The organism is Microbacterium sp. M1A1_1b (assembly GCF_053345565.1).
Map to the genome: position 1 here is coordinate 1 of NZ_JBKFAJ010000010.1, position 24902 is coordinate 24902.

At 68.3% G+C, this 24902-nt stretch carries 18 protein-coding genes and 1 tRNA gene; 6 read left to right on the forward strand and 13 right to left on the reverse strand.

Annotation, left to right across the window (positions count from 1 at the left end):
• Positions 1-472: 472 nt before the first annotated feature.
• The 3 genes from rlmN to ACLBWP_RS17205 all read right to left on the reverse strand — a co-directional run bounded on the left by rlmN (position 473) and on the right by ACLBWP_RS17205 (position 3728).
• Entirely contained in the window at positions 473-1714 is a 1242-nt protein-coding gene (gene rlmN, locus ACLBWP_RS17195; RefSeq protein ID WP_447656064.1) for a 23S rRNA (adenine(2503)-C(2))-methyltransferase RlmN, read from the reverse strand.
• Positions 1715-1794: 80 nt separating this feature from the next.
• Entirely contained in the window at positions 1795-2661 is an 867-nt protein-coding gene (locus ACLBWP_RS17200) for a C40 family peptidase (protein ID WP_243561827.1), read from the reverse strand.
• Positions 2662-2846: 185 nt separating this feature from the next.
• Positions 2847-3728, reverse strand: coding sequence for an alpha/beta fold hydrolase (locus ACLBWP_RS17205; RefSeq protein ID WP_447656066.1), 882 nt, complete (start codon positions 3726-3728; stop codon positions 2847-2849).
• Between the two features lie 92 nt (positions 3729-3820).
• On the opposite strand from ACLBWP_RS17205, the gene ACLBWP_RS17210 reads away from it, so the two are divergent.
• The gene (locus ACLBWP_RS17210; RefSeq protein ID WP_447656067.1) at positions 3821-4690 is read left to right on the forward strand and encodes a DUF6807 family protein; all 870 of its coding nucleotides are present in this window, start codon (positions 3821-3823) and stop codon (positions 4688-4690) included.
• Positions 4691-4775: 85 nt separating this feature from the next.
• Here the strand turns inward: ACLBWP_RS17210 and ACLBWP_RS17215 are convergent, their stop codons facing one another.
• From ACLBWP_RS17215 to ACLBWP_RS17230, 4 genes are all read right to left on the reverse strand, one after another.
• Entirely contained in the window at positions 4776-5441 is a 666-nt protein-coding gene (locus ACLBWP_RS17215) for an SDR family NAD(P)-dependent oxidoreductase (RefSeq protein WP_447656069.1), read from the reverse strand.
• A 70-nt stretch (positions 5442-5511) separates the two neighbouring features.
• Positions 5512-5883 (reverse strand): DUF2255 family protein, encoded by a 372-nt coding sequence (locus tag ACLBWP_RS17220; protein WP_243561831.1) that lies wholly within the window; start codon positions 5881-5883, stop codon positions 5512-5514.
• Between the two features lie 44 nt (positions 5884-5927).
• Positions 5928-6845 (reverse strand): helix-turn-helix transcriptional regulator, encoded by a 918-nt coding sequence (locus ACLBWP_RS17225; RefSeq protein ID WP_447656070.1) that lies wholly within the window; start codon positions 6843-6845, stop codon positions 5928-5930.
• Positions 6846-6920: 75 nt separating this feature from the next.
• Positions 6921-7619, reverse strand: coding sequence for an SGNH/GDSL hydrolase family protein (locus ACLBWP_RS17230; protein WP_447656071.1), 699 nt, complete (start codon positions 7617-7619; stop codon positions 6921-6923).
• A gap of 100 nt (positions 7620-7719) precedes the next feature.
• Between ACLBWP_RS17230 and ACLBWP_RS17235 the strand changes: the two genes are divergently transcribed.
• Positions 7720-8370, forward strand: coding sequence for a DUF1345 domain-containing protein (locus tag ACLBWP_RS17235; RefSeq protein ID WP_447656073.1), 651 nt, complete (start codon positions 7720-7722; stop codon positions 8368-8370).
• A gap of 122 nt (positions 8371-8492) precedes the next feature.
• Here the strand turns inward: ACLBWP_RS17235 and aroQ are convergent, their stop codons facing one another.
• From aroQ to ACLBWP_RS17255, 4 genes are all read right to left on the reverse strand, one after another.
• Entirely contained in the window at positions 8493-9173 is a 681-nt protein-coding gene (aroQ, locus tag ACLBWP_RS17240) for a gamma subclass chorismate mutase AroQ (RefSeq protein WP_447656075.1), read from the reverse strand.
• Positions 9170-9394: a hypothetical protein gene (locus ACLBWP_RS17245; RefSeq protein ID WP_447656076.1), complete on the reverse strand. Its 225-nt coding sequence runs from the start codon at positions 9392-9394 to the stop codon at positions 9170-9172. Before ACLBWP_RS17245 ends, aroQ begins: the two co-directional genes overlap by 4 nt.
• Position 9395: 1 nt before the next feature.
• A complete protein-coding gene (locus ACLBWP_RS17250) occupies positions 9396-11135 on the reverse strand; it encodes a glycoside hydrolase domain-containing protein (protein ID WP_447656077.1) in 1740 nt (579 codons plus the stop codon).
• Between the two features lie 195 nt (positions 11136-11330).
• A complete protein-coding gene (locus tag ACLBWP_RS17255) occupies positions 11331-12365 on the reverse strand; it encodes a LacI family DNA-binding transcriptional regulator (RefSeq protein WP_447656078.1) in 1035 nt (344 codons plus the stop codon).
• Between the two features lie 246 nt (positions 12366-12611).
• Between ACLBWP_RS17255 and ACLBWP_RS17260 the strand changes: the two genes are divergently transcribed.
• Entirely contained in the window at positions 12612-14048 is a 1437-nt protein-coding gene (locus ACLBWP_RS17260; RefSeq protein ID WP_447656079.1) for a sugar porter family MFS transporter, read from the forward strand.
• A gap of 505 nt (positions 14049-14553) precedes the next feature.
• On the forward strand, positions 14554-18549 hold the full coding sequence (locus tag ACLBWP_RS17265) for a helix-turn-helix domain-containing protein (protein WP_447656080.1): 3996 nt from the start codon (positions 14554-14556) through the stop codon (positions 18547-18549).
• A 296-nt stretch (positions 18550-18845) separates the two neighbouring features.
• Here the strand turns inward: ACLBWP_RS17265 and ACLBWP_RS17270 are convergent, their stop codons facing one another.
• Positions 18846-20567, reverse strand: a complete 1722-nt coding sequence (locus ACLBWP_RS17270) for an ATP-dependent nuclease (RefSeq protein ID WP_447656081.1) — start codon at positions 20565-20567, stop codon at positions 18846-18848.
• A 379-nt stretch (positions 20568-20946) separates the two neighbouring features.
• Between ACLBWP_RS17270 and ACLBWP_RS17275 the strand changes: the two genes are divergently transcribed.
• A complete protein-coding gene (locus ACLBWP_RS17275) occupies positions 20947-23031 on the forward strand; it encodes a hypothetical protein (protein WP_447656083.1) in 2085 nt (694 codons plus the stop codon).
• Positions 23032-23132: 101 nt separating this feature from the next.
• Here ACLBWP_RS17275 and ACLBWP_RS17280 read toward each other — a convergent pair.
• Positions 23133-23206 (reverse strand) — tRNA-Pro (locus ACLBWP_RS17280).
• Positions 23207-23354: 148 nt separating this feature from the next.
• Here ACLBWP_RS17280 and ACLBWP_RS17285 point away from each other — a divergent pair.
• Positions 23355-24845, forward strand: a complete 1491-nt coding sequence (locus ACLBWP_RS17285; RefSeq protein ID WP_447656085.1) for a hypothetical protein — start codon at positions 23355-23357, stop codon at positions 24843-24845.
• Positions 24846-24902: the final 57 nt, after the last annotated feature.

The window sequence follows — 24902 nt, forward strand, 5'->3', positions numbered from 1 at the left end:
GAATTGTCTCCGACTCGACCAGCAAGCTGACCGAGCACGGGGTCAATAAATTGGCATTGACAATGTGCACGCTGTTGAGTTCTCAAGGACCAGACGCACTCCCCACTCGACCCCACGAAGAGGTTCCGCCAGAGAGGCATTCGTTCTTGTTGCCACCAGAGCGGACTCTGGGGCTGGTTGCCTGAGCGGGACCCCGTCCGGACTGCGTCTCGAGGTGTGCACCCCGGGACCGTCTCGGCCGTTCCGTTCTCCGCCTCAGCGGCAACGAGTGATTACTTTACACAGGCCTCGGGGGGCCCGCCAACCGTCGTCACACCCGGGCGTGTCGCACCCGGGTGAACGCCGCGCGGCCAGGACATGACGGGGAGTCGACGGCCTGACGACTGCCCAGAACCGGGCCCGGGAACGACCGGAGGCACGGTGCGGACGCGCACCGTGCCTCCTGTCCGACCGCCGTCCGGCGACCGCCGTCTCACTCCGCCGCGGCGAGCTGACCGCAGGCGCCGTCGATCTCCTTGCCACGGGTGTCGCGCAGGGTGGTCGGGATGCCCGCGGCGTTCAGCCTGCGGACGAACTCGTCCTGCACGTGCACCTCGGACGACGTCCACACGGAGCCGGGCGTCGGGTTGAGCGGGATCGGGTTGACGTGCACCCACCCCTTGCCGCGCTTGTTGAGCTTCTCGGCGAGCAGGTCGGCCCGCCAGGCGTGGTCGTTCATGTCCTTGATGAGCGCGTACTCGATCGAGACCCGTCGACCCGTCTTGACGTAGTAGTTGTACGCGGCGTCGATGGCCTCGTCGGCCTTCCACTTCGAGTTCACCGGGATGAGCTCGTCACGCAGTTCGTCGTCCGGGGCGTGCAGGGACAGCGCGAAGGTGATCGGGATGCCCTCGTCGGCCAGCTTGTCGATGGCGGGGACGAGACCCACCGTCGACACCGTGATGCCCCGGGCGCTCATGCCGAGTCCGTGCGGCTGCGGTGCCACCATCGTGCGGACGGCGTCCATCACGCGCTTGTAGTTGGCCAGGGGCTCCCCCATGCCCATGAAGACGATGTTCGTCACGCGCTCGGCGTCGACGCGGTCCTTGCCGCCCTTGCGGGGATCACCACCGAGCTCACCCGCGGCGATGGCGGCGTTCGCCCGCACGATCTGCTCGATGATCTCTGCGGTGGACATGTTGCGGGTGAGACCCTGCTGCCCGGTGGCGCAGAACGGGCAGTTCATGCCGCAGCCGGCCTGGGACGAGACGCAGAGGGTGATGCGCCCCGGGTACCGCATCAGCACGGACTCGACCAGGGCGCCGTCGTGCAGCTTCCAGAGGAACTTGATCGTGTCGCCCTTGTCCGTCGCGAGACGCCGGGTCTCGGTCAGCAGCGGCGGGAGCATGCCCGCGACGAGCTGGTCGCGCTGGGCCGCCGGCAGGTCCGTCATCCGCTCGGGGTCGGACGTGTAGTGCGTGAAGTAGTGGGTCGACAGCTGCTTGGCGCGGAAGCCGGGCAGGCCGAGTTCCTTGACCTTGGCCTCGCGCTCGGCGACGGTCAGGTCGGCCAGGTGCTCCGGCGGCTTGCCGCGCTTGGGCGACGCGAACTGCAGGAGCGGTCGGCCGTCGCCGTCGGTGGCCTGCGTCCAGCCCTCGGTCCGGGGACGCACCTGGGGGCGGGCGGAGCGCGCGGCGCTCTGCTCCTCGAACGGGGTGCGGGTCTCGGTGGCCATCACTCCAGTTTACGGGACGTCCGGCACACGGGGCAGCGACGCGTACGGCATGCAGGACTGCGCTGCGTGTGGCGCCCTGCTCAGGAGCCGGCGGGCAGCAGCCGTGCGAAGTGGTGCGCGGCCGAGTACATCGGCACGATGTCGACGACCTCGCCCGGGTGCGGGGCCTGCAGCACGAGTCCGTCACCCAGGTACAGGCCGACGTGGTCCTCGTTGTCGTAGACGACCATGTCGCCCGGCTTCGCTTCGGACGCGGGGATCGTCGTCGCCGCGGCGTCCTGCGTGGGGACGTAGTGCACGAGCGAGATGCCGACCGACTGGTAGGCCACCATCGTCAGTCCGGAGCAGTCGATGCCCGCGTGGCTGGCGCCACCCTCGACGTACGGGTCGCCCAGGTACTGCAGTGCGGTCTGGAGGATCGTGGCGCGGTCGCCGCCGGCGGAGAGCGCCGCCGAGATGGCCGACTCGGCCTGCGCGGTGGTCACGCCGAAGCGCGTGACGAGCGTCGGGTAGGACACGACGGTCGTGGTGGTGGCACTCATGCCGTCGGTCGTGGTGACGGGGATCTCGACGTCATGCGCGACCGTGTAGGTCTGCAGCTGCTCGGACGTGGTGGTGCGGCTGGGCGTCGTCGCCTGGGGCGTGGCCGCGTTCGCGGGCATCGAGAGCGTCAGTGCCGAGGTGAACGCCAGGGCCGGCGCCAGGATGAGCGCGGCGCGCTTGGCGTTGGCGGCACGACGGACGTGCCGCGGGTCGAGCGCGCGTTCGGCGCGCAGGCTGCCGGTGCGCGACACGAAGGCGGTGCCGCCGGCAGACCGGGCAGGAGTCGTCGGCGCGGTGCGGACCGGGTGCAGGGCGACGACCCGTGCGGGCTGCTCGTGCTCGACGAAACTGGACCGGGCGAGGGCCGGGCCGGAAGCGGAACGGCGGCCACGCGGACGCGTCACGGACGGTGCGGAAGGGGACGGAGCTGGTGCTGACCGGCGGTCGTCGGCTGCAGCGGGCAGAGCGTGGCGTCCCATGGTTCCTTCCGGGTTCGAGTCCCCGCCTCGGGAAGGGGGACACGAGAAGATAACGTATTGGTCACGAACCTGGTCCCGCCTGGGGAAGTGACCCCGTTTCCTGCGGTGGGTCACAGGGAAGCGGCGAGGAACTCCTGCGCTCGGGCCTGCACGTCGGTGGCGTCGCGGTGGGACCAGAACGCGAAGTGCGTGCCACCGGACAGCAGCACGAGTTCCGCGCCGGGGATCTGCTGCGCGGCACGCACGCTGTGCGACACGACGACCTCGGTGTCCGCGTCACCGTGCACGACGAGCACCGGCGCGCCGATCCGGCCGAGCTCGAGCGACTCGATCGCGCCGAAGGTCCGGACGTCGTTGCGCCACCCGGCTCGGTGCGCGCCCGAGCTGTTGCCCGTCGCCGCCATGTCGAGCATGAACGCGCGGCGCTCGGTGTCGCCGAGGATGCCCTGGACGTGTCGTCGGAGGGACCGTCCGTGCAGGCTGCTGACGCCGGTGATCGCACCTCCGACGGCCGCGTGCGGCAGGTGCCGTGCGGCCCATCCGGCCAGGCGTGCGCCGAGCGCGGTGTGCGACACGAGGTACTCGACCGGGCCGGTGCGCCCGGGGACCCACCGCCCGCTCACCGCCGAGGCGGCGACGACGGCCGAGACGCGGTCCGGGTGCCGGACGGCCAGTCGGTAGGCGACGGGTCCGCCGCCCGACCAGGCGAGGACCCCGACACGCTCGATGCCCAGGTCGTCGAGGACGCCCGCGAGCAGGTCGGCCTCGTCGTCGATCGACGCGTGCTCGGGGTCGAGCGCGGTGCCGAGGTAGCCGGGCCGCGAGACGAGCACGGTGCGGAACCGGTCGTCGGGGAGGAACCGGCTCATCACCTCGGCTGCGTCGATGCCCCCGGGCGACCCGTGCAGCACGAGCACGGGCGCACCCGACCCCCGCACGGCGGTCTCGACGCGTGCGGCACCGTCGCTGCGCACACACGGCTCGATCGACATGACGGCGAAGGTAGTCGCGGCCGCCAAGGACCGGCCGACACTGTCCGGTGACGGCACTCAGGGAACCGCTCGCGCTTGGTACGGTCGGCGGCGTGACGACCGACACGGGGGCACCGCGGGCCGACGGCGACCAGGCCCTGCACCGCTGGGTGCTGCCCGGCCCGGACGGCGCACCGGTCGAGGTCGCGACCGAGCTCGACGGCGGCGGCACCGCTCCGACGTCGGTCCCCCGGCCGTTCCTGCACCCGGTCCGGACCCTCGGCGGCACGGTCGTCAGCGCGCACCACCCCGCCGACCACGACTGGCACGCCGGCGTGGGCCCGGCGATCCCCGACGTCGACGGCGTGAACTGCTGGGGCGGCCGGACGTACGTCCGCGACACGGGCTACGTGTGGCGCGAGGACCACGGCCGCGTGACGGTCGAGCGCGCGAGCGTCGACGGCGACACCCGGACCGAGGCGCTGCGCTGGCGCGGACCCGACGGAAGCTCGGTCCTGCACGAGGACCGCGTGTCCAGCTGCCGCGGGCTCGGATCCGACGTCTGGGAACTGCGGACGACGTCGACGTGGTTGCCCGCGGGCGAGACCCCGGTGCGGCTCGGCAGCCCCGGCAGCAACGGGCGTGCCAGTGCGGGGTACGGCGGGCTGTTCTGGCGGTTCCCCGAGTGCTCCGACGTCGACGTCCGGACGGCGAGCGCCGCGGGCGAGTCAGCCGTGCACGGCTCCGTCGCGCCCTGGGTGTCCTGGTCGGCGTCGTTCGCGGGTCGCGCGGCCACCGTCGTCCTGCAGGCACTCGACCACGACGACCCGTGGTTCGTCCGGGTGGACGAGTACCCCGCGATCGGCTCCGCGCTGGCCTGGAACCACGCGCTGACCGTCCGGCCCGGCATCCCGCTGGTCCGCGCGTTCCGCGCGGTCGTCGCGGACGGGCACGTCGATCCCGTCGAGCTGCTGCGGCGCTGAGGCGACCGCCTGTCGGACAGGAGGCTCGGTGGCGGTCCGCCACCGAGCCTCCTGTCCGACCGTGTCTGTCCGACCGCGTCGCGACTCAGGCCGACAGGGCCTCGGCGTAGACGCGGAAGTCGCCGCGGTCCGTGTGCATCGACCACAGGCGCTCGGCGACCGCCTGTGACGCGTGGGCGTCCTGCCCGTCGTCGATGCCGAACGGGATGATGAGCTGCCCGACGTGGATCGACTCGGGCGCGAGCGCCTCGTGCAGCAGCTGGGCGTAGGCGCTCTCGGCCGCGAAGGCGACCGACGTGCCCGTCACCCGGTCGGCGGGACGGACCGCACTGGCGCCGTTGACGAACAGCAGCGTGCCGTGGCCGATCGCGCGCATGCCGGGGATCGCCTGACGCGCGGCGGCGACGGCGCCGTAGACCGAGAACTCGACCGGTCCGACCAGATCCGCCTCGGTGGTCTCGAGCACCGGCCGCATGTACTCCTTGGCCGGCAGCGGGCTGTACTGCAGCACCTCGATCGGGCTGAGCTGCTCGGTGGCGCGCTCGAGCGCGTGTCGGATCGACTCGGAGTCGCGGACGTTCGCGGTGTAGCCGGCGGCGCTGTGGCCGTCCTGTCGGAGTTCTGCGGCGAGCGCGTCGACGCGGTCCTGGTTGCGGGCGACGAGGGCGACGGCGAAGCCCTCGCGGGCGAAGCGGCGGGCGACGGCCAGGCCGAGGCCCTTGCCGGCGCCGATGATGGCGATGGTGGTCATGCGGGTCCTTCCGTGGAGCGTGGGGTTCGGGAACGACTCTGCTCCCGGCGGCTGTGACCTCCGGTGGCGCTCAGTCGCGGGAGTCGATGCGGACGGTGGCCGAGGTCGGGCCGTCCTGCAGCATCGGCTGCAGGTACTCGCTGCCGGCGTACTTGGCCTGGTACGCGGCGTCGACGCGGCTGTTCACGCCGGGGTCGGCCTCGGTGAAGGTGACCTCGTGCTCGGCGCCGGCGGCGGTGATGCGGCCGGCGGCCTGCGTGACGGCGGCGCGGTACCAGCGAGAGCGGCGGCCGTTGTACGCCCGGGCGTACAGGTCACCGTCGACGACGACGGACCAGATCCAGGTCGGGGTGCCGTAGGTGGTGCCGTCCTGACGGAACGGGGAGACGTGCAGGTCGTCTGTGGTCGCGATGGCGTTCAGGGTGTCGTGGTCCCAGGGCATGGGTGCCTTCCGGTTGTCGGGCGGGGTCGGTCGGGCTGGTCCGGTCAGTTCGGCTGGTGGTCGTGCCGCTCGTGCTGCTGGTCGCGGTGCTCGTGGTCGGCGCGGCGTTCTTGCTCGCGGGTGGCGACCCAGCTGGCGAGCAGGCGCAGGGCGTCCTCGCTCGGCGACCCGGGAGCGGCCGAGTAGACCAGGAAGTTGAGTCCCTGGTCGGCCATGGGCTCCATCGCCTCGTAGACCAGGTCGAGGTCGCCGACGACCGGGTGGTGGAAGTGCTTGTCGCCGGTCGCGTGGTGTCGCACGTCGTGGGCGCCCCAGCGCGTGCGGAACTCCTGGCTGCGCGTCGACAGCTCGCCGACCAGGTCCTGCAGTGCCCGGTCGTGCGGGTTGCGGCCGGCCTCGGTGCGCAGGATCCCGACGTTGATGTCGGCGGCCTGCGACCAGTTCGGGTAGAAGCGTTCGGAGTCCTCGCGGTGCAGGAACGTGAAGCGCGCCAGGTTCACCGGCCGCTCGGGCAGTTCGTACATCCCCCAGTAGAGCCCGCGGAACAGCTGGTTCTCGGCCAGGACGTCCATCCGTCCGTTCCGGACGAACGCAGGTCCTGCCGTGAAGCCGTCGAGGGCCCAGCGCATGCTGGTGCGGACGTCCTTCGGCGATGGGCGACGACGACGGCGGACCGGGGACGCGTTGGCCTCGCGTGCCAGGTCGAGCAGGTGCTCGCGCTCGGCGTCGTCGAGCAGCAGGGCGTCGGACAGCGCGACCAGCACGGTCTCGGAGACGCCGACCAGGTCGCCGCGCTCGAGCTTGGCGTAGTACTCCACGCTCATCCCCGCGAGCATCGCGACCTCGGTGCGCCGGAGCCCGGGCACGCGCCGTCCGGGACCGCCGGGCAGCGACACCTGGTCCGGGGTGATCCGGGCTCGGCGGCTGGTGAGGAACTCCTTGACGTCGTCCTTGTTCGACATGCCCCTCACGCTACGGGCGCAGGCTGCGGGGTGGCGTGCCCTGCTGGTACACCCTGCGCGCCCCGGCGTGGTCGGTCAGATCGCGACGCCGGCATGCCGCAGGGCGCGCTGGACCACCCGGGTCAGCACCCGCTGCCCGGCGACGGTGGGGTGCTCGCTGTCGGACTGCAGCAGGTCGGCGTGTCCGGCGAGCGGCTGGCCGACGTCGACGAACGTGCCGTGTGCCGCCTGCACGGCGCGCTGCAGGCTCGCCGAGCTCTGCGCGACCTCGTCGGGCACGTCGCCCGGCTGGTCCCACAGGGTGCTCAGACCGACGATGCGTGCCGAGGGCAGTGCCGCGTGCAGCTGCGCGACCGTCGCGGCGGTCGCGGACTCGATGGTGGCGGCGTCCTGACCCAGGTCGTTGTCCGACGACTGCACGATGACGATCGCCGGGTGGGCGGCCTCGGCCTGGGCGACGAGCCCGGCGAAGTCCGTGTCGCAGTCCCCCACCGCCACGAAGCCGCCGCCGCTGCACCCGAGGTTCGTGACCCGGAGGTGGTCGACGCGCCCGAGCATCGCGGGCCAGGCGTCCGCGGCGCTGTCCAGGCCGTAGCCGGCCATGATCGAGTCGCCGATCGTCACGACGCGGGTGCCGGGCGGCGGCGTGGTGGTCGCGGTCGCGGTTGCCCCGGCCGAGGCCCGTGTCGGGTGCTCGACCGCGACGTACCCGATGCCCGCGACGGCAGCGAGCCCGGCCACGACGGCAGCGATCATGGTGCCCTTTCTCTGCATCCGACCAGTCTGCTCGCGGGAACCACCACCGTCCGCGCAGCAACCCGCGAAGGCTGACAGGCTGCGCGGCCCCGGCGAGCGCCGATGCGATGCTGGGCCCGTGGACATCACCCCGCACGCGCACCGCCCCGAGCGGTACCGGCACCGTCTCGTGCTCATGCTCGTCGTCGGCATCGTCGTCGCCATCGTCGCCGGGCTGACCGTCGGACCCCGATGGGCACCGTCGATCGGTTGGGCGGCCGCGTGCGCCGTCTACGTCGCGACCGCCTGGCCGCTGCTGCACTTCGACGGGCAGCGGACCGGCGAGAGCGCCGCGCGTGAGGACCCACGCCGGACCGCGTCGGACCTGCTGCTGGTCGGGGCCTCGCTGGCCAGTGTCGTCGCGCTGCTCGTGGTGCTGGGCAGTGCGAAGGGGCTGCACGGCCAGGCGCAGGACGCGGCCGCGGCGCTCGGCGTGGTCAGTGTCTTCCTGTCGTGGTTGCTGGTGCAGACGCTCTTCACGCTGCGGTACGCCGAGTTGTACTACAGCGGGGAGCCCGGCGGCATCGACTTCAACCAGGACGAACCGCCGCGGTACTCGGACTTCGCGTACTTCGCCGTCACGGTGGGCATGACCTACCAGGTGTCGGACACCACCATCCGGACGTCGATCATCCGGAGTGCCACGCTGCGGCACGCGCTGCTGTCGTTCTTCTTCGGCACGGTCGTCATCGCGAGCGTCATCAACCTGGTGGCCGGTCTGGCGTCCTGACGTCGCGGCGGTCCTGACCGACACGCGACGGACGGGAGGCCCGGTGCCAGCTGGCACCGGGCCTCCCGTCCGTCATGTGGTCGCGTCGCGAGCCGACTCCGCGTCGGCGCACCGGCCGACGGTCAGCCGCGGGTGCAGAACGTGCTCCACGCGACGCGGACGCCCTTGGCCTGCAGCGAGTCCAGGCCGGGGTACTGGCGCTGACGCTCCGCGTCGACCAGGTGCGCGCAACGCGGGTCCTGGCTGGCGGCCTGGACGGCTCCGAGTGCCGCGACCAGGTCCGTGTCGATGCTGTCGAGCTGCGGACGGATGGTCGACAGGTCCGGCGCGGTCGTGGGCGCTGACGACGGGTCGTGGGTCCAGTGGACGAACCGGCCACGCTGGACCAGCTTGCTGGCGTCGATCTGCGCCTGCACCACGCGGGTGACCAGCGCCGGGTCGATGCCCTGCTGCTGGGCCAGCTGCACTGCCTCGTCGATGACTGCCTGTTCGCGGGCGGGGTCGGCGATCGGCTTGCCGCTCAGCCACTTCGACTGGGCGACCGGGTCGGCGAGTTCCAGGCGGCGGGTGAGCAGGGTGCCCACGGTGTCGAGCTGCGCCGATGCGCTGGTGGTGCCCGTGGTCGTCGTGCTGGTGGTCGTGGTCGAGCTCGTTGTTGCGTTCGTGCTCGTGGTCGCGCTCGTGCTCATCGTCGTCGTCGCGGCGGTTGCTGCCGTGGTGGGGACGACGGCTGCGGCCGCGAGCAGGCCGATGCCGAGCGCGACGGTGCCGGTCCGACGCAGGCGGGTGTGGGTCGTGGTCATGCGGGGGGTTCCTTCCGGAGGCGGCGCCGGATGCGGCGCGCGAGGTGGGCGATGAGCGGCTGGATGATCTCGTCGTAGAAGGGGTAGGCCTCGACGTGGTCGGTCTCGCGGTCACACCAGCAGTCGACGCGGACCACCTCGGCGAAGTCGGCGAAGACGTAGAGGACCTCGTGCGGGACAGCGCGGGGCTGCCACGGATCGGACGGGTTCCGCGCGAGCACGTCAGTGTCCGAGCAGCTGTGCGGCGGTGACGCCGGGGTCGCGTCCGGACACGACGTTCGCGTCGATGTCGACCGCCGAGGCGCCGGAGCCCGCGGTCCGCTCCTGGATCTGGTTGAAGGACCAGTTGCGGGGCAGGGGCTGCAGTTGGTTGCCGGCCCAGCCGGTGGTCGTACCCGCGACGAACGAGCAGTGCGCCAGGCCCGCGTTGCTGACGACCGTGCACGTCCGCCGAGCGCCGTACACACCCGGCTTGACCAGGCCGCCGCGGTCGCGGAGGCCCTTCGTGACACCGCGGAAGTACGGCACGACCTTCGTCTCGATGTCGTCGTCCGTGGCGTCGTAGTCCACCGCGAAGTAGACGGTGGTCTGCTTCGGGATCCCGAGCTGCCGCGCGGCATCGTGAGCGCGGTGCGCGTCCGCGATGCCCTGCGCGAAGGTGAACCACGACGCCGCCGTGCCCCCCTCTTCGAAGATCGGCCACAGCCCGAGTCCGGCCCGTGCGATCGTCGCGACCTCGGCGCGGGTCATCGCCTTGTCGAGCGCGCCGGGCTTGTCGAGGTTCGTCAGGTACCGGCCGACGATGCTGACGCCGGACGCCGTGACCGCTGCTGCCCGTGCCGCGTCGAGCGGCGTGGACATGTCCGCGCCCGTCGTGGCGCGGGCTGCGTCCCCGCTGCTCGCGGCGAGCGCCGCCCACGTGCCGAAGTCGCACGTACCGGTCTGCTGCGCGGGCGGGAACGCCTGGAACTGCTGGAACGCGCGGACGACCTGCGCGTCGGCCGCCGTGTAGACGTCGTCGAAGGGGACGCGCTCGCGGTTCAGCACGAGCAGCGCCTTGACGAGGTGCACCCAAGGGCCGGTGGAGCCCGGGCCGACGACACTGGCGGTGACCGCGCGGAGGGCCTTCGCCGTGCCGGGACCCCACAAACCGTCGACGCTGCCGGCCGCGGCGCCGGAACCGATCTGCACCGCGCGGACGACCGCTGCCGTCGTGGTCACGTCGACCAGACCGTTCGTCCCGCCGTAGGCTCCGCCGGGCCGCTCGGCGTACGTGCGGTTCAGGTACTGCTGGACCGTCCGGATCGTCGGGGATCCGCCCGGTGCGAGCGTGACGGCGTCGGTCGTCAGCAGTGCGCCGTACAGGTGCGGGGAGACGGGCAGCGTGCCCGGGGTCGCGCCGAGGGCGTCCCGCAAGGTGGCGAGGGCCGCGGTGGTCGTGGCGTCCCACTCCCCCGTCAGGGACACCGCGGTGGCGCCCTTGCAGATCAGGCCGGCCTGCACGAGGCGGCGCCAAGTGGCCGCGTCGTGGTCGGTGTCGCTCGGGCTCGTGTCGCTCGTGTTCGGGCCGCTCGTGCTGCTCGCGCCGCTCTCGCCGCTCTCGCCGCCGATGTCGCCGTGTTCGTCGAGTCGTTGCCGAGTCTGGGCGCCGAAGACGGGGACGACGGGGGTGATGCCGAGCAGCGACTGCGTCGCCTGGACCAGGCCGAGCACGGTGCCGGACCCCGAGGTGCCGTCCTCGACGACGTGCACCCATCCGGTGACCTTGCCGAAGGTGGCGTTGAGCCACTGCTGGACGCCGAGGACTCCTGCGGGAGCCGACGACGAGGTCGGGGGCGGCGTGGTGGGCGGGGTCGCGTCCGGGGCCGTGGTCGCGGCGTTCGCCGGGGCAGCGATGGCGGCCGAGGCCAGGGGCAGGGATGCGGTGAGGCCGAGGAGTGCGCTGCGTCGTGAGAGGTGCACGGGGTGCCCTTCTGGGTCGTCGCGCTGTGGGGAGCGCGGTGGGAGCGGGGCGCGATGCGGGCTCGCCTGGTCCGGTTCGCCTGGTCGGGTTCGTGTCCGTCAGACGATCGTCTGGGAACCTGGAGGGCACCTCAAGCGATTGAGACGATCGTCTGATGAAGTCCACAGCGTGGGATGCGCGGCGGAGCCCCCGGACTACCGGGCCGGGGCGGGTCCGCTGGTCCCGCGCACCACCAGGTGCGACGGGACGCGGTGGAGCCGGCCCGCTCCCGTGTACCCGGCGATCCGGTCGAGCAGGTACGCCGCTGCCGTCGTTCCGATCTCGAACGTGCCGTTCTCGATCGTGCTCAGCGACAGGCGGTGAATGCTCGAGAAGTAGGTGTCGTCGTACCCGACGACGGACACGTCCTGCGGCGCAGACAGCCCGACGTCGGAAGCGGCCGCGAGTGCTCCGATCGCGACGAGGTCGTTGTAGGCGACGATGCCGGTGGGTCGGAGGTCGGATCCGAGGACGACGCGGGCGGCGCTGCGGCCGGACAGCTCGCTCATCCCGGCTGACTCGACCCAGATGTGCTCCGCGAGACCGGCTGCGCGCATGGCGTCCCGGTACCCGGTCTCGCGGAGCGCACCGACGTGCTGCGGCCCACGCAGATGGCAGATGCTCCGGTGGCCCATCGCGATGAGGTGTTCGGTCGCCTGTCGCGCTCCGGCGACGTCGTCGTTGACGACCACGTCCGCTCCGAGCTCTGCTGGGTCGTAGGTCCCGGCGAGCACGATCGGCGTCGCGAGGGCCGCTGCGGCGAGGACGCCTTCTTCGCCGGAGGTGCCGACGACCAGGATGCCGTCGACGCGTTGGCGCACGAGGATGTCGATCGACGAACGCCCGACCCGTTGGTTCGTCGCCGAGTCGACGATGAGTGGTGCGATGCCAACCGGCTCGAGCGCGGTGCTCAGGCCGTCGAGCAGGTCCACGTACCAGGGGTTGCGCAGGTCGTTGAGCAGGACGCCGATCGCTCCGGTCCCGCGTCCGGCGAGCGCTCGTGCAACGCGGTTCGGTTGGTACCCGAGGTCACGCATCGCCGCCCGGACGGCACGTCGACGCTCCGGGCTGACCCCGGGGTCGTCGCGGATCACCAGCGAGACGAGCGACTTCGACACGCCTGCTGACCGGGCGACGTCTCGGATGGTCGGGGCGCGCACCGATCCGCCATCCGCCTCCCTGCCGCTCATGTTCGCAGTGTAGGGCTTGCGAGATGGTCGATCGCGATTATCCTGGACCGGTCCAGAGTTGTCAGGACAAAGTTTCCACAACGACGTGAGGGCCGGATGCGGCCGAGCCCGGCGTCCACCCGCCAGCAACGATCCGCGACGGTCTCCGCGCGCAGGCCATCGCCGAGGCGGCGACCGCTGCCCTGCGATCCGCCGCGACCGCCCATCCTGATCCGCCCCGACTCTCCCCGAACGAAGGAGTTCACCATGACCGCCACCGAACGCCCGACCGTGCCGTTGCCCCCGCTGACGAAGGGTCCGCACTCGAAGCGCCTGGGCACGGTGGCGCTGATCGCCACCTTCGGCGGGCTCCTGTTCGGGTACGACACCGCGGTGATCAACGGCGCGCTCTCGCCGATGGTCGAGGAGCTCCGGCTCACCACCTTCACCGAGGGTGTCGTGACGAGCTCGCTCCTGTTCGGTGCCGCGATCGGCGCCATCACAGGAGGACGACTCTCCGACGCGTGGGGGCGGCGCAAGTCGATCATCCTGATGTCGGTGCTCTTCTTCATCGGTGCGGTGGTGTGCGTGGTCGCCCCGAGCTTCGAGGTGATGGTCATCGGCCGCGTCATCCTCGGCCTGGCGGTCGGTGCGGCGTCGACCGTCGTGCCCGTGTTCCTCGCCGAGCTCGCGCCGTTCGAGATCCGCGGGTCACTGGCCGGTCGGAACGAGTTCATGATCGTCTTCGGTCAGCTCGTCGCCTTCGCCGTGAACGCCGTCATCGGCAACGTCTGGGGCGAGAACGGCGGCGTCTGGCGCATCATGCTCTCGGTCGAAGCCCTGCCCGCGATCGCCCTCTTCGTGGGCATGCTGCGGATGCCCGAGTCGCCTCGCTGGCTGGTGAGCAAGGGGCGCGACGACGAAGCCCTCCGCGTCCTGTCCACGCTGCGCTCGAAGGAGCGAGCGGCGGCCGAGCTGAACGAGGTGGAGACACTGACCACCGAGGAGTCGAAGCTCGTCAAGATGGACGTGAAGAGCATCCTCACGAACAAGTGGCTGATCCGCATCCTGCTCGTCGGCATCGGACTCGGCGTCGCACAACAGCTCACCGGCATCAACGCGGTCGTCTACTACGGCCAGACCGTGCTCAAGGAGGCCGGGTTCTCGTCGAGCGCGGCGCTCATCGCGAACGTCGCACCCGGCGTCGTCGCGGTCATCGGCGCGATCATCGCGCTGCGGATCATGGACCACTTCTCGCGCCGCCGCACGTTCATCCTCGGCTTCGCGCTCGTCGCGGTCTGCCACCTGCTGATCGGGCTCGGCTCCGTGCTGCTGCCGGTCGGTAGCGCCGCTCGGCCCTGGGTCCTGCTCGTCCTGATCGTCGCCTTCGTCGGGTCGATGCAGACCTTCCTCAACGTCGCCGTCTGGGTCACCCTGTCCGAGATCTTCCCGCTCCGCATGCGCGGGTTCGGGATCGGCGTGTCCGTCTTCTGCCTGTGGGTCGCCAACGCGATCATCGGGCTCTACTTCCCGACCATCATCGCCGGGCTGGGGATCACGTCGACCTTCTTCGCCTTCGGCGTGGTCAACCTGCTGTCGCTGCTGTTCGTTTGGCGACTGGCCCCCGAGACCCGCGGGCGCACCCTCGAGAAGCTCGAGGAGGACGTGACCACCGGCGCGATCTACATCAAGGCTGCCCGCTGACCGCCGCTGCTGGTGTCGCAGACCGGAACCGACCGGGACTGCCTGCCGGGAAACGATGAAAGCCCCGACAGAACTCGTGCTCCGTCGGGGCTTTCCGGTGGGCTGTCTTAAGAACTCCTGAAAGCCTGAAGTGGCGAGGCTCGCGGCGGTGCCGCAGCGCGCCCTATCCTCCGACGAGCCGTCGCCTATCCTCTGACGGTGCCGTCCCCTTGAGCAACAACCTCTTGATCAGGAGTTTCTTCGGCGAGGTCTTCTGCGATGCAGACCATCGGCGTCAGGCCTCGGAAGAGAAGTACCTCCGCGAAGGACGGGTATCAGACCCGACTCGCCCCACACGACGGGGCAACGATTGCCCATCCCCTTCCACTCAGCATCAGACATAGCAAACGTGCCCGCCCCGAGCTGACTCCACGGCCAACCGCAACGTGGCGGTGCTCCTCCAACTCTCATTGGAGAGCGGTCAGTCCGGGAGTACACAAAGTCCACAAGCTGATACTGTCCCGTGATGGACGGCAGCTCCGACGAGTTCCTCAACGTTCGCGAGACGGCGAAGCGACTTGGTGTGCATGAGAACACCGTGCGCAACTGGGTCAAGGCAGGACAGCTTCCCGATGCCCGCCTGCCCGGCTCTCGATTTCACCGCTTTCGCCTCGCAGACGTCGAACGACTCATCGCAGCTCGAGGCTCAGTAACTGCGCCGTCCCTGCAGACCGAACGTCGCATGTTCAACCCGGAGTTGGTCACAGCGAGTCAGCTCAATCAATGGGCAACCGCGCGCCAACGCGACGCGCAGGAGCATCTCCCAGAACTCGTCCGTCGCCTACTCGCGGAGACGCCCGGCATCTCCAACATCTCCGTCCGAGCTGGCGACGGTGTGGCACTTCCCGGATGGGATGGAAGGGCTGAGTCGTCCGGCTCTGCGTTCCTCCCGTCAGGTCTCCTCGCGCTTGAGTTCGGCGTCGACAAGAGTCCGAAGGAAAAGGCGTCGAAAGATTACGCAAAGCGCGCGAAACAGAGTCCCTCGGACAGCACCTTCGTCTTCGTGACCCCCCGGCGATGGGCCGGAGGCGCTGCATGGGCTGTCGAACGACAGGCGGAGGGCCACTTCGCCGAGGTCCGCGTGGTCGACGCGGACGATCTAGAGGGCTGGCTGCAGGCGTCCCCGGCTGCCCACCACTGGATTTCGGAGCACCTCGGGTTGCGGCCGCGCGACGCGCAAACGATCGAGGCGTGGTGGGGCGGCTTCAAGGCGTCGACTGATCCACAGTTATCGATCATGCTCTTCCTAGCTGGCCGACTCACTCAAGCCGAGGAACTGCAGCAGCGGTTGTCGGCCCCGGCGCAGCTAACGGCGGTCCAGTCCGAGTGGGATCAGGACGTGCTCGGCTTCGTCCACGCGGCCTTGCAGAGTCAGTTTGGCTCGGCGGGGGAAGCCGCACCGGCGCTCCTGATCATCCGGTCAGCAGAGGTATGGGACCGCGTCATCGAGCAGCCCGGCCGATCGGTTCTGATTCCTCTCTTCGAGGGTGCCAGTTTCGACACTGCCATCAACCGCGGCCACCACGTAATCGTCGTCGTTGATCGATCCACCGTGAGCCGGCGGGCAGTCGACCTCCCGCTACCTCGCCTCGAACGACTCGCGGCCGCCGAAGCGTTCCGGGAGGCGCAAGTCCCCTTCAACAGGGCCGACCGACTCGCCGTCCGCGGGCGACGAAGCATGCCAGCCCTCGTGCGGTACCTCTCACGCGATCCAAGGATTCGTCGCCCTGACTGGGCCGAGCAGCCAGACGCCTCGATCCTCGCGCCCCTCGCCATCATCGGTAGCTGGACCGAGAACCCCGCAGACCTCGCCGTCATCGAGCAGGTGACCGGCCGCTCCTGGCAGGAAGTGGAGCAGACCGTCCAACGAGTGTCGATGTCCGGAGACCCTGTCCTGCGCAAGATTGGGGCTCAGTGGAGCTTCGTCTCACCCGAGGAAGCATTCCTGTTACTTCGCAACTCAATCTCTCCGTCGACGCTGGAGCGCTGGGCTGAGCAGGTGAGCAACGTGATGCTGTCGAAGGACTCGAGACTCGAGCTGGACGGGAGCGCGCGTCTGATTGCGAGGATGAACGGGGAAGGCCGACCACACTCCGCGGTCCTCCGTCGAGGATTGGCTCGAGGGTTCGCTCTCATGGGGTCCATGGGTGTAGATACATTCGCAGACGGAAGCCGCTCGTTGGCGGATCTCGCAGCTGCGCTTGTCAGCCGCCTGCTGGAGACCGCTAACGCCGATGCCTCAGGACGCACCTGGCAGCAGCTTGCTGAAGTTCTCCCGCTGCTCGCCGAGGCCGCTCCAGACGCCTTCTTAATCGCCCTCGAGGACGATCTAGCAAGTGAGTCCGCAGTCTCACTGAGGCTCTTTCAGGAAGAGGACGGCCTCGCTGGCTTCGGCCCTTCGTCGCCACATCCTTCCTTGCTCTGGGCCATCGAGACGGTCTGCTGGTCGCCCTTGTATCTCGTCCAAGGCGCGCAAGTGCTGGCGCACCTCGCGGTCCTTGATCCGGGAGGGAGGACTGGCAATCGGCCGCGTTCAAGCCTGGCTGCTGTCCTCTGCGGTTGGGTGCAGAATACCTCAGCCTCGCTCGAGGTGCGTCTCGAGGCGATCGCCGCTGTCGAACGTATCTCGGATGCTGTCGGATGGCAGCTCATCCTCGACCTCTGGCCCTCCGGGCACAGCGTCGTCATTCCTCCAGCATCGCCCCACTTCCGTGATGACTGGATTCCGAGTTCTCGGTCGATGTCTATGACCGACCGGATCACCACGATCAGGCGGCTCGTCGACTCTGCCATCAGGCTAGCCGCAGGCTCTCCCGCCCGCCTTTCAAAGCTTGTCGGCAACATCTCGACAGTTCCAGAGGACGATCGAGCTCGAATTGTCACGTTCTTGGAAGGCGAGGCGATCGAAAACCTCAGTTCAGAGGGACGACTGCAGGTTTGGGAAAAGCTTCAGGCAGAAACAACTCGGCACGAGCGCTACGCCACGAGTGAGTGGGCTATGCCACCCAGCGCCTTGGCTCGGCTAAAGGCCGTTACAGCACTCTTCGAGCCAGCTTCGGACCCACTTCGTTTCAGTTTTCTTTTCGGTTGGCACCCCGATCTCCCCGGCGTGGACAAGCGGAACTTCGAGCGCCACGAAGTAGAAGTTGAGCAGCGGCGGAAGGAAGCGCTCAGCCATATTCTGGAACGGGACGACGCTGCCGCTCAGCTCACACGCCTCGCTCGTCGCGCGCCGGTCCCGAGTCACCTTGGGTGGGCTCTAGCCTTGCAACCGCAAGTCGAGTTCACCCAAATGTTCTCTTGGCTCGGGTCTGGTGATCAGGCGCTGCGCGAAGCGGCAGCGAGCTGGGCGCATAAGACGATGCTCGACCAGGATCCAGCCTGGCTCCGGTCCGTCCTGGCTCACGAACAACTTGTCGGCGAGACTCGAGCGCTCCTCGTCCAACAGGCTCCCGCTCGCAAGGCTTTTTGGGACGTACTTCACGAGAGCGCCGATAGGAACGATGAGGTCGAGTACTGGACGAACGCGGCAGTCGCCTTGGTCGAGCGCAAGGACACCCTACTTGCCCTTGAACAGCTCGTCACCCACGGTCGCGCGTGGGATGCAATCCCCGTTGCGGCCCATGCCCTCAATCGCCCGCGAGCCGAGGACTCAGATCAGCCCGCACTCGAAGCGAAGTACGTCCTGAACGTTCTCGACGAGGCGCTTCAGCAATCGCCGACAAGCGGCCAGCTGTCGAACATGGACAGCTATTACGTCGGGGAATTGCTTGACTTCCTCGCTGACGCCCAGACTGACGAGCATGACGTCGCCCGGCTTGAGTACGCCTTCTTCCGCCTGCTCGAGCACACTCGGGAGCCCACCGCCCTCAATGCGCTCCTCGCCAACGATCCAGCGACCTTCGTCACGCTCGTACAACAGGCCTACCGCGGCAGAGGCGAAGCGCCGAAGGACTCGGACGAAGTCGCGCAAGACGCAGCCTCGCAAGCGTGGTGGGTCCTACAGAGCTGGACAGGTTTCCCCGGCCGCCAAAGCGACGGCAGCATCGATGGTGCTGTTATGGCGAGTTGGGTCACGGGGGCTCGACTGCAACTAGCCGACAGCGATCGAGGCGACATCGGTGACGAGGTCATCGGCCAGGCGATGGCACACACACCTCTCGGGGGCGACGGCGCTTGGCCCGCGGAACCAGTGAGGGACGTGATCGAGGCCACCAGCAGCCGAGAGTTGGCTAACGGGGTTGCCATCGGCCGACGGAACGCCCGTGGCGTCACCAGCAGGGGCCCCTATGACGGAGGTGGCCAGGAACGAGACCTCGCCGCTCAGTACGGGTCGTGGAGCGCGATGGTCCGCGGACGTTGGCCTCGCACAGCTCGCATCCTTGCCACAATTGCAAAGTCTTACGCGCACGATGCCCAGTACCACGACGTTCAAGCTGAACTCGACGCCGATAGGGATTGATGCCGAACTTGAGCGAGTGCGCGATGAACCGACGTGACGCAAAAATCTGACTCGCCTGAAGCTCGCTTAGGATCCTCGTATACCGTCGCAGCACCGCGACCGAGTGCATTCGACTACGAGGCTTGGGCCCTACAAATCCTTTGACCCTCCCTCGACGAGCTAGTCAACAAGCAACGCCCTCAGACGTCCTGAAGCAAACGCAACGCCGAGCTGTAACAAGAAACAAGGCTAGAGACCTTGACATCTAGGGGTGTAAGCGTGATGCGCTTCGAGCAACCATCTTCACACTGGCCATTCTACGACAATACCGCCCGGAGTGCCGCGGCAAGGTCCTGCGCGAGCTCACTCGACATGCCAGTCGGCACTTGCTTTCCCAGCGAAGAAGCCCCGTGCAGACCGGATGTTTGCGCCGTTTCCCGAATGCGCTTGAGGAGTTCCTTCCCCATCACCACATGCTGCTGGCCGAGCCCCTCATAGTGCTGTTGCACGTCCAAGTCACTGAACTGAGGAACCGCTCCTGGGTCGGTGATCTTGTTTAGAAAGTCGAGTCGTTTTTTACGTCTGAGTTTTAGGTCCTTCTCGTCGACCTGCGCGTCAGCCGTAGCCTGGGCCAGCAGTGTCGCCACTTCGACACTTGAAAGCCCGAAGTGCGCCTCGAGCACTGCAGCCTCGCACCAGTAGCTTTCCATATCCGAGAAACGAGTCGCCCAGACCGAAATGCCTCGCGCCTCGTATGGTTTCGCGAACAAGGCCAGCTCGTCCGGCAACATGAAATCGCGATCTCGATGAACGACAATCTTTACATGCTCGCCAAAGAGGGAACGCACTCCCGCAAGCGTCTCTGCGTTTGGAAGTTTTCCGGTACCATTGAAAGGCCAGATAGCCGTCACGCGCTCCAAGTCCGGCCACTGCTCAAGCAATTGACGGAGCATTGCATTCTGCTTGTCCTCAGTCATCAGAACGATGCGGCGGTCGAGCAGACCCCAACCCATCAGCTGTCGACCGTCCGTATCGCTCTCCGGTTGCACCTCGCCCCCCTTCATCCAAATGACCCTTGACTCCTCGGGTAGAGCGCGAACAATCGACGGACTATGCGTCGTCATCAGCACTTGTGCTCCCAAAGCGCTAGCCGCCTCGCTGAGAGCCACGACCAGACGCTCCTGCGCCACCGGATACAGATGAGCATCCGGCTCGTCCACCAACAGGAGTGCCGGCCGGAAGTGCACTAGATAGGCGAAGATCTGCAATACCTGCAGAAAACCAATTCCGGCAAGCTCCAGAGGCTTGAACGATTTAGGATCCTCCGCAGCGATCTGACTCGTCTGGAACGAGGCTTTGATGCGCGTATCCTTCTCGTCGTCGAACTCCACCCGGAGACGGAAATTGCCCATTACACGCGAGACGTAGCTTTCGACCACCCGTAAAGCATTGACACCGTCGACCTCCTCTTCGCTGAGCAGATCTAATACGTTTCGTAACACGGTGTTCGCATCCCCAGCAGCGGCCAAACGGTGCACGACAACCTTCGAGCGCTTCTCCTCGCTCAGAGCAATGCCCGCCACACCAGGTATATAGGCACTGATCTCCCGCTTGCGGTCACGGAGACGAGCGACGAAAGCGTTTCCCGACGGTACATGGACGGACACCCCCTCGTTGCGGGCAGCTCTGATCCACATTGAGGCCGAAAACTCGTCGCCTTCGTCGGTGTTCCCGACCACATTGACGTCAAGTTGCCGACTTCCGTTGAAGTTGCCGTAGTCGTCGCCATGCGCAGCCTCTTTGTAATCCGGAGACGGCATGTATATTGCATCTTTCTCCGATAGTGTCGAGCCCTTCGCCGTGTCCTTATTCGTCTCGACCGTGAGATTGCGACCTGACTGGAGCATCCAGTGAAGCGCCTGCAGGATCGAACTCTTGCCCGAGCCATTCGCGCCCACTATTACATTGAAGGAGCCCAATTCAACATGCGCACTCTTCAAAGCTTTGAAGTTTGCGATTGATACTTTTGTGATATGCATGGCTGGTGCCCCCTATGAATGCCCGATCCAACTGGTAGGCATCCTAGACCGTCGGGGGACGCCGGTAGATCCGCACGCTCGACCAGGCGCTCACTACTGACGAGGACCTCCTCTTCCACGGCTACGAGTTCGAGGAGTACGCACCGCGTCCGATCCAGTCGTTCATCAGCGCGCACCCGGGACCAGTTCGGCTGACCCCGACGCGTCTCCGCTCCGGATGGATCGTCGGCCTCCTGAACGCAAACGTTCCGCTCGACGCCATCGCAGAAGTCGCCGGCTTCACCGCACTCGCCTCCATCACCGACTACTACGCCCACGCCTCCTCGACGAACATCAATGACCACCTCGACACCATCACGGGCATCGCGGGAGCCACCCGATGAGCGGCCCCGGCATCAGCAACGGCGATGCGATGCGGTTCTTCGAGACGGACGGACGCAAGAGCGCGTCGGTCCAGGAAAGCTCGGTCTACGACATCGCGAAGGAGAAAGCGTTCTCGAAGATCCGCCTCCGCGACAACGAGATCGCAGACACCCGCTCCGGCTTCTCCGTCTTCAACCGAAAGACCGTCAAGCTCGCCAAGGCGCGCCTCAGGGCCACCGGGGTCATGGACGCCTACGCCATCTGGCGCCACGAGGAAGGCTTCCGGCAGTCGAACGGAGGCGCCCCCGCACTCATCTCCGTCGAGAACCTCCTGATCGGGTGGATGCTCGTGACCACTGCGGGTCAGCCGCAACTCATCCTCCAGATCGGGTCCGTCTTCTACGGCATGCTCACTGACGGAGCCCGCGAAGAGCTCGGCCTACCCAAGCCGAACAGCAAGAAGTCGCTCATGAAGGTCGAAAACTGGCAGCAGAACGTCGGCAACGCCCACCGACGCTTCATCTCAATCGTCGACCCTCACCTCGGAGAAGACCGCTACACGGCGAAGACAGTCGAGGAGAACGCCGCGACGATGGAGAACCTCGATGAGGAGCGGGAAGCCATCGGCAAGGCGCGCCTTGCCGAGTTCATGACCCGCTTCCTCACCATGTCGTTCTACCTCCAGCCGCGCGCCATCCGGAACGCGCCCGAGCGCAAGGAGGTCGACGTCAGCTTTGACGGCACCCACATGACCTCCCCTCTAACGACGGGCATGTCGCACAACAAGGAGAAGATCGCCAAGCGTGTTGAGAAGGACCGTGTACTCGCGGCCGCCGGTAAGCCACGCTCCGGCCCGGTGTCCCCGTTCGCAGCGTGGAAGGTCACCGAGACCTCGAAACGCATCGACGCTCCCCCGGGGCAGATGGCGCAGCACGAGATCGACTCGGAGTACCTCTGGGGGTGGAACGCCACGCTTGCTCGCCGCGTGTTCCTCAAGCCGGACGACCGGTGCAAGGCTCCGCAGCTCATCCTCGGCGCTACCCTGAGCATCCCTGGCAGCGGAAACGTCGAAGCCGCGGCGTTCGTCCTCGAGCAGATCGTTCGTGCCGGTCACCTGCCTGGCATCGCGGATGCCGACATGGAGTACTTCGCGAATGCAAAGCCTGAGCGACTCTACGACCCGGTTCGAGCGCTCGGCTGGGAAGCGAGTACTGAGTGGCGCGAAGACCGGCTCGGGCCTCGAGGCGGGTACGCCGGGGCAATATTCATCGAGAGCGCCGCCTACTGCCCCGCGATGCTCATGTCACTCCAAGAGGCCAGCAAACACGTCAAGGAAGGACTGATCGACGAAGTCACTTACCGGGCGCGCATCGACGAGCGTGAGAAGTGGGAGGTGCGCCCGAAGGCACACCCGAACGCCGACGGCAGCGTCACGATGATGTGCCCAGCATCCGGCGACAGCCCCCGTATCAAGTGCCCGCTCAAGAAGACTCGAGCGCGCGTTTCGGAGGCAAAGCTGCTGACGATGGACGAGGTGGACCCGAGCGAGCCCGGTTACCCGGTCGGCGACGACCTTCCACTCATCTGCTGCCAAGACTCCGTCAAGTTCCCGAAGGAGAACCTGCCGCCGCTCACACAAGCCCTGCGCTACAAGTCCCGCGAGTGGACCGACTTCCACGGCTACGCGCGCAACCTCATCGAGAACGGGAACTCGATGCTGAAGGCTCCGAAGTACGGGTCGCTGCACGACCACCTCAACCGACAGTCTCGCGGCTTCGCATCCGGCTACGTGTTCCTGACGTTCCTGCTCGTCGCTCTCAACATCAAACAGATCTGCGACTTCCTGAAGGCAAAGGAAATCGAAGACCGCCGAGCAGCCGAGAACCGTCCCCCGCGCAAGCCGCCAATCCTGCGTCGTCGAGACCGCGAGTTCTTCAACGAGTACACGGGCACGCTTCCGGGTGGAGTGGCGGACCTGGAGGTTCGTCAGGAGCGTGCCAAAGCGCGACGGGAGAAGGCGTCGCAGGTAGCCGCCGAGAGAGCGGCCGCCGCGAAGACCAGTCGACCGAAGCGAGGGAAGGCGGCAACCAAGCTCGCATGAGCCCGGGGGCCGTGACCGACGAAGTGAGGCCCGCAGCCGGATGGCTGCGGGCCTCACTTCGTTGTTGGGTTCTTAAGACAGTTCTCAAGACACCCCTCCGGTCGGGCTGACAGGATTTGAACCTGCGACCCCTTGACCCCCAGTCAAGTGCGCTACCAAGCTGCGCCACAGCCCGCGAGTCCTGACGGACTCGGAGCCCCGGAGGACTCCGCCACCCACACCCGACCGAGCGCGGAGCAGCCAGATCAGCATAGCGGACGCCGGACCCCCGCCGCGCCACGTCCGAGCACGTCGCGTCCAGAGCAGGCCCCTAGGGTGGTCCGATGCCCACCCGCACCACCCGCGTCCTGCTCGCACTCGCGGTCTCCGGCATGGTCGTCGGAGTCGCCGGGTGCACCGGGACCGCCCAGACCGATGACCGCCCCACGCTCACGAAGGCCGCCGCTGGCAGCGTGGCCGTCGCCGCCCAGGACGATGCGGCCGGACGCTCGATCCGGGCCAGCCGGGCGCTGTTCGCCTCGGCTCCCGGTGCCGTGGTCGCACCGGCCGACGACGCGGCTGCTGTCGAAGACGCGGCGCGCGCCGCACGACGCGCCCACGTACCGCTGCTGCTCGCCGCGAAGCGCGACGACGGTGCGGCCAGCGGCGACCGCGCGGTCGCCGCGGAACTCGACCGCCTCGACGCGTCCTGGTACCAGGCCGAGGGCGACCTCCGGGTCCGCACCGACGTCCCCGAGCGCGACGCGCCGGACGCTGGCGACGCGCCGGAGCCGACCCGGGCCTCCCGTCCGGCCACCGTCGTCGTGGCGGACGCGAGCGCAGACACCGCGGTGATCGCCACCGCGAAGGCCGCCGGTGCGCGCGTCGTGACCATGCCGGACGGCGTGTCGGACCCGGCAGCGGCGCCCGACGTCGTCACCGCGCTGCACGAGCACCGCGACGCGCCGACGCTGCTGTCCGGTGCGGCGTTCGCGGACCTGCCGGACCCGACGTGGACCATCCGTGCGGCCGAGGGCGGCTGGCAGCTCCCCCACGGCGGCCAGCGGCCGTTCGACGGACACCGGTACGTCGCGATGTACGGCGCACCCGGCGCGCCGTCCCTCGGGGTGCTCGGCGAGCAGGACCCTGACGCGTCCGTCGCGCGAGCGAAGCAGCTCGCGGCGTCGTACGACGGCGTGTCGGACGAGCCGGTGACGCCGGCGTTCGAGGTCATCGCGACCGTCGCGGCCGGCGATGCCGGAGCGGACGGGGACTACTCGACGGAGCTGCCCGTGTCGACGCTCGAGCCCTACGTCGATGCGGCCCACGACGCCGGCATGCCGGTGATCATCGACCTGCAGCCGGGGCGCGCCGACTTCCTGTCCCAGGCGAAGCGGTACGAATCGCTGCTGAAGCGCCCGGGTGTGTGGCTCGCGCTCGACCCGGAGTGGCGGCTCGGGCCGGACCAGGTGCCGCTGCAGCAGATCGGGCGTGTCGACGCGTCCGAGGTGAACGCGGTGTCGTCGTGGCTGGCGGGTCTGGTCGAGCGCCAGGGGCTGCCCCCGAAGGCGCTGGTGCTGCACCAGTTCCGGCTGTCGATGATCCAGGACCGCGCGTCGCTGGCGTCGCATCCCGAGCTCGACGTGCTCATCCACGTCGACGGGCAGGGGTCGCAGCCGGACAAGCAGGCCACCTGGAAGGCGCTGCACGACGGCGCGCCGGCGGGGGTGCACTGGGGGTGGAAGAACTTCTTCGACGAGGACCAGCCGATGCTCTCCCCCGCCCAGACCATGAGCGAGGTCGCGCCGACGCCGTCGCTGGTGACGTACCAGTAGCGGCTCGGTTCTCCACAGCCTGGAGGATCGGGGCGCGTCACGTCGGTCGGTGCTGAC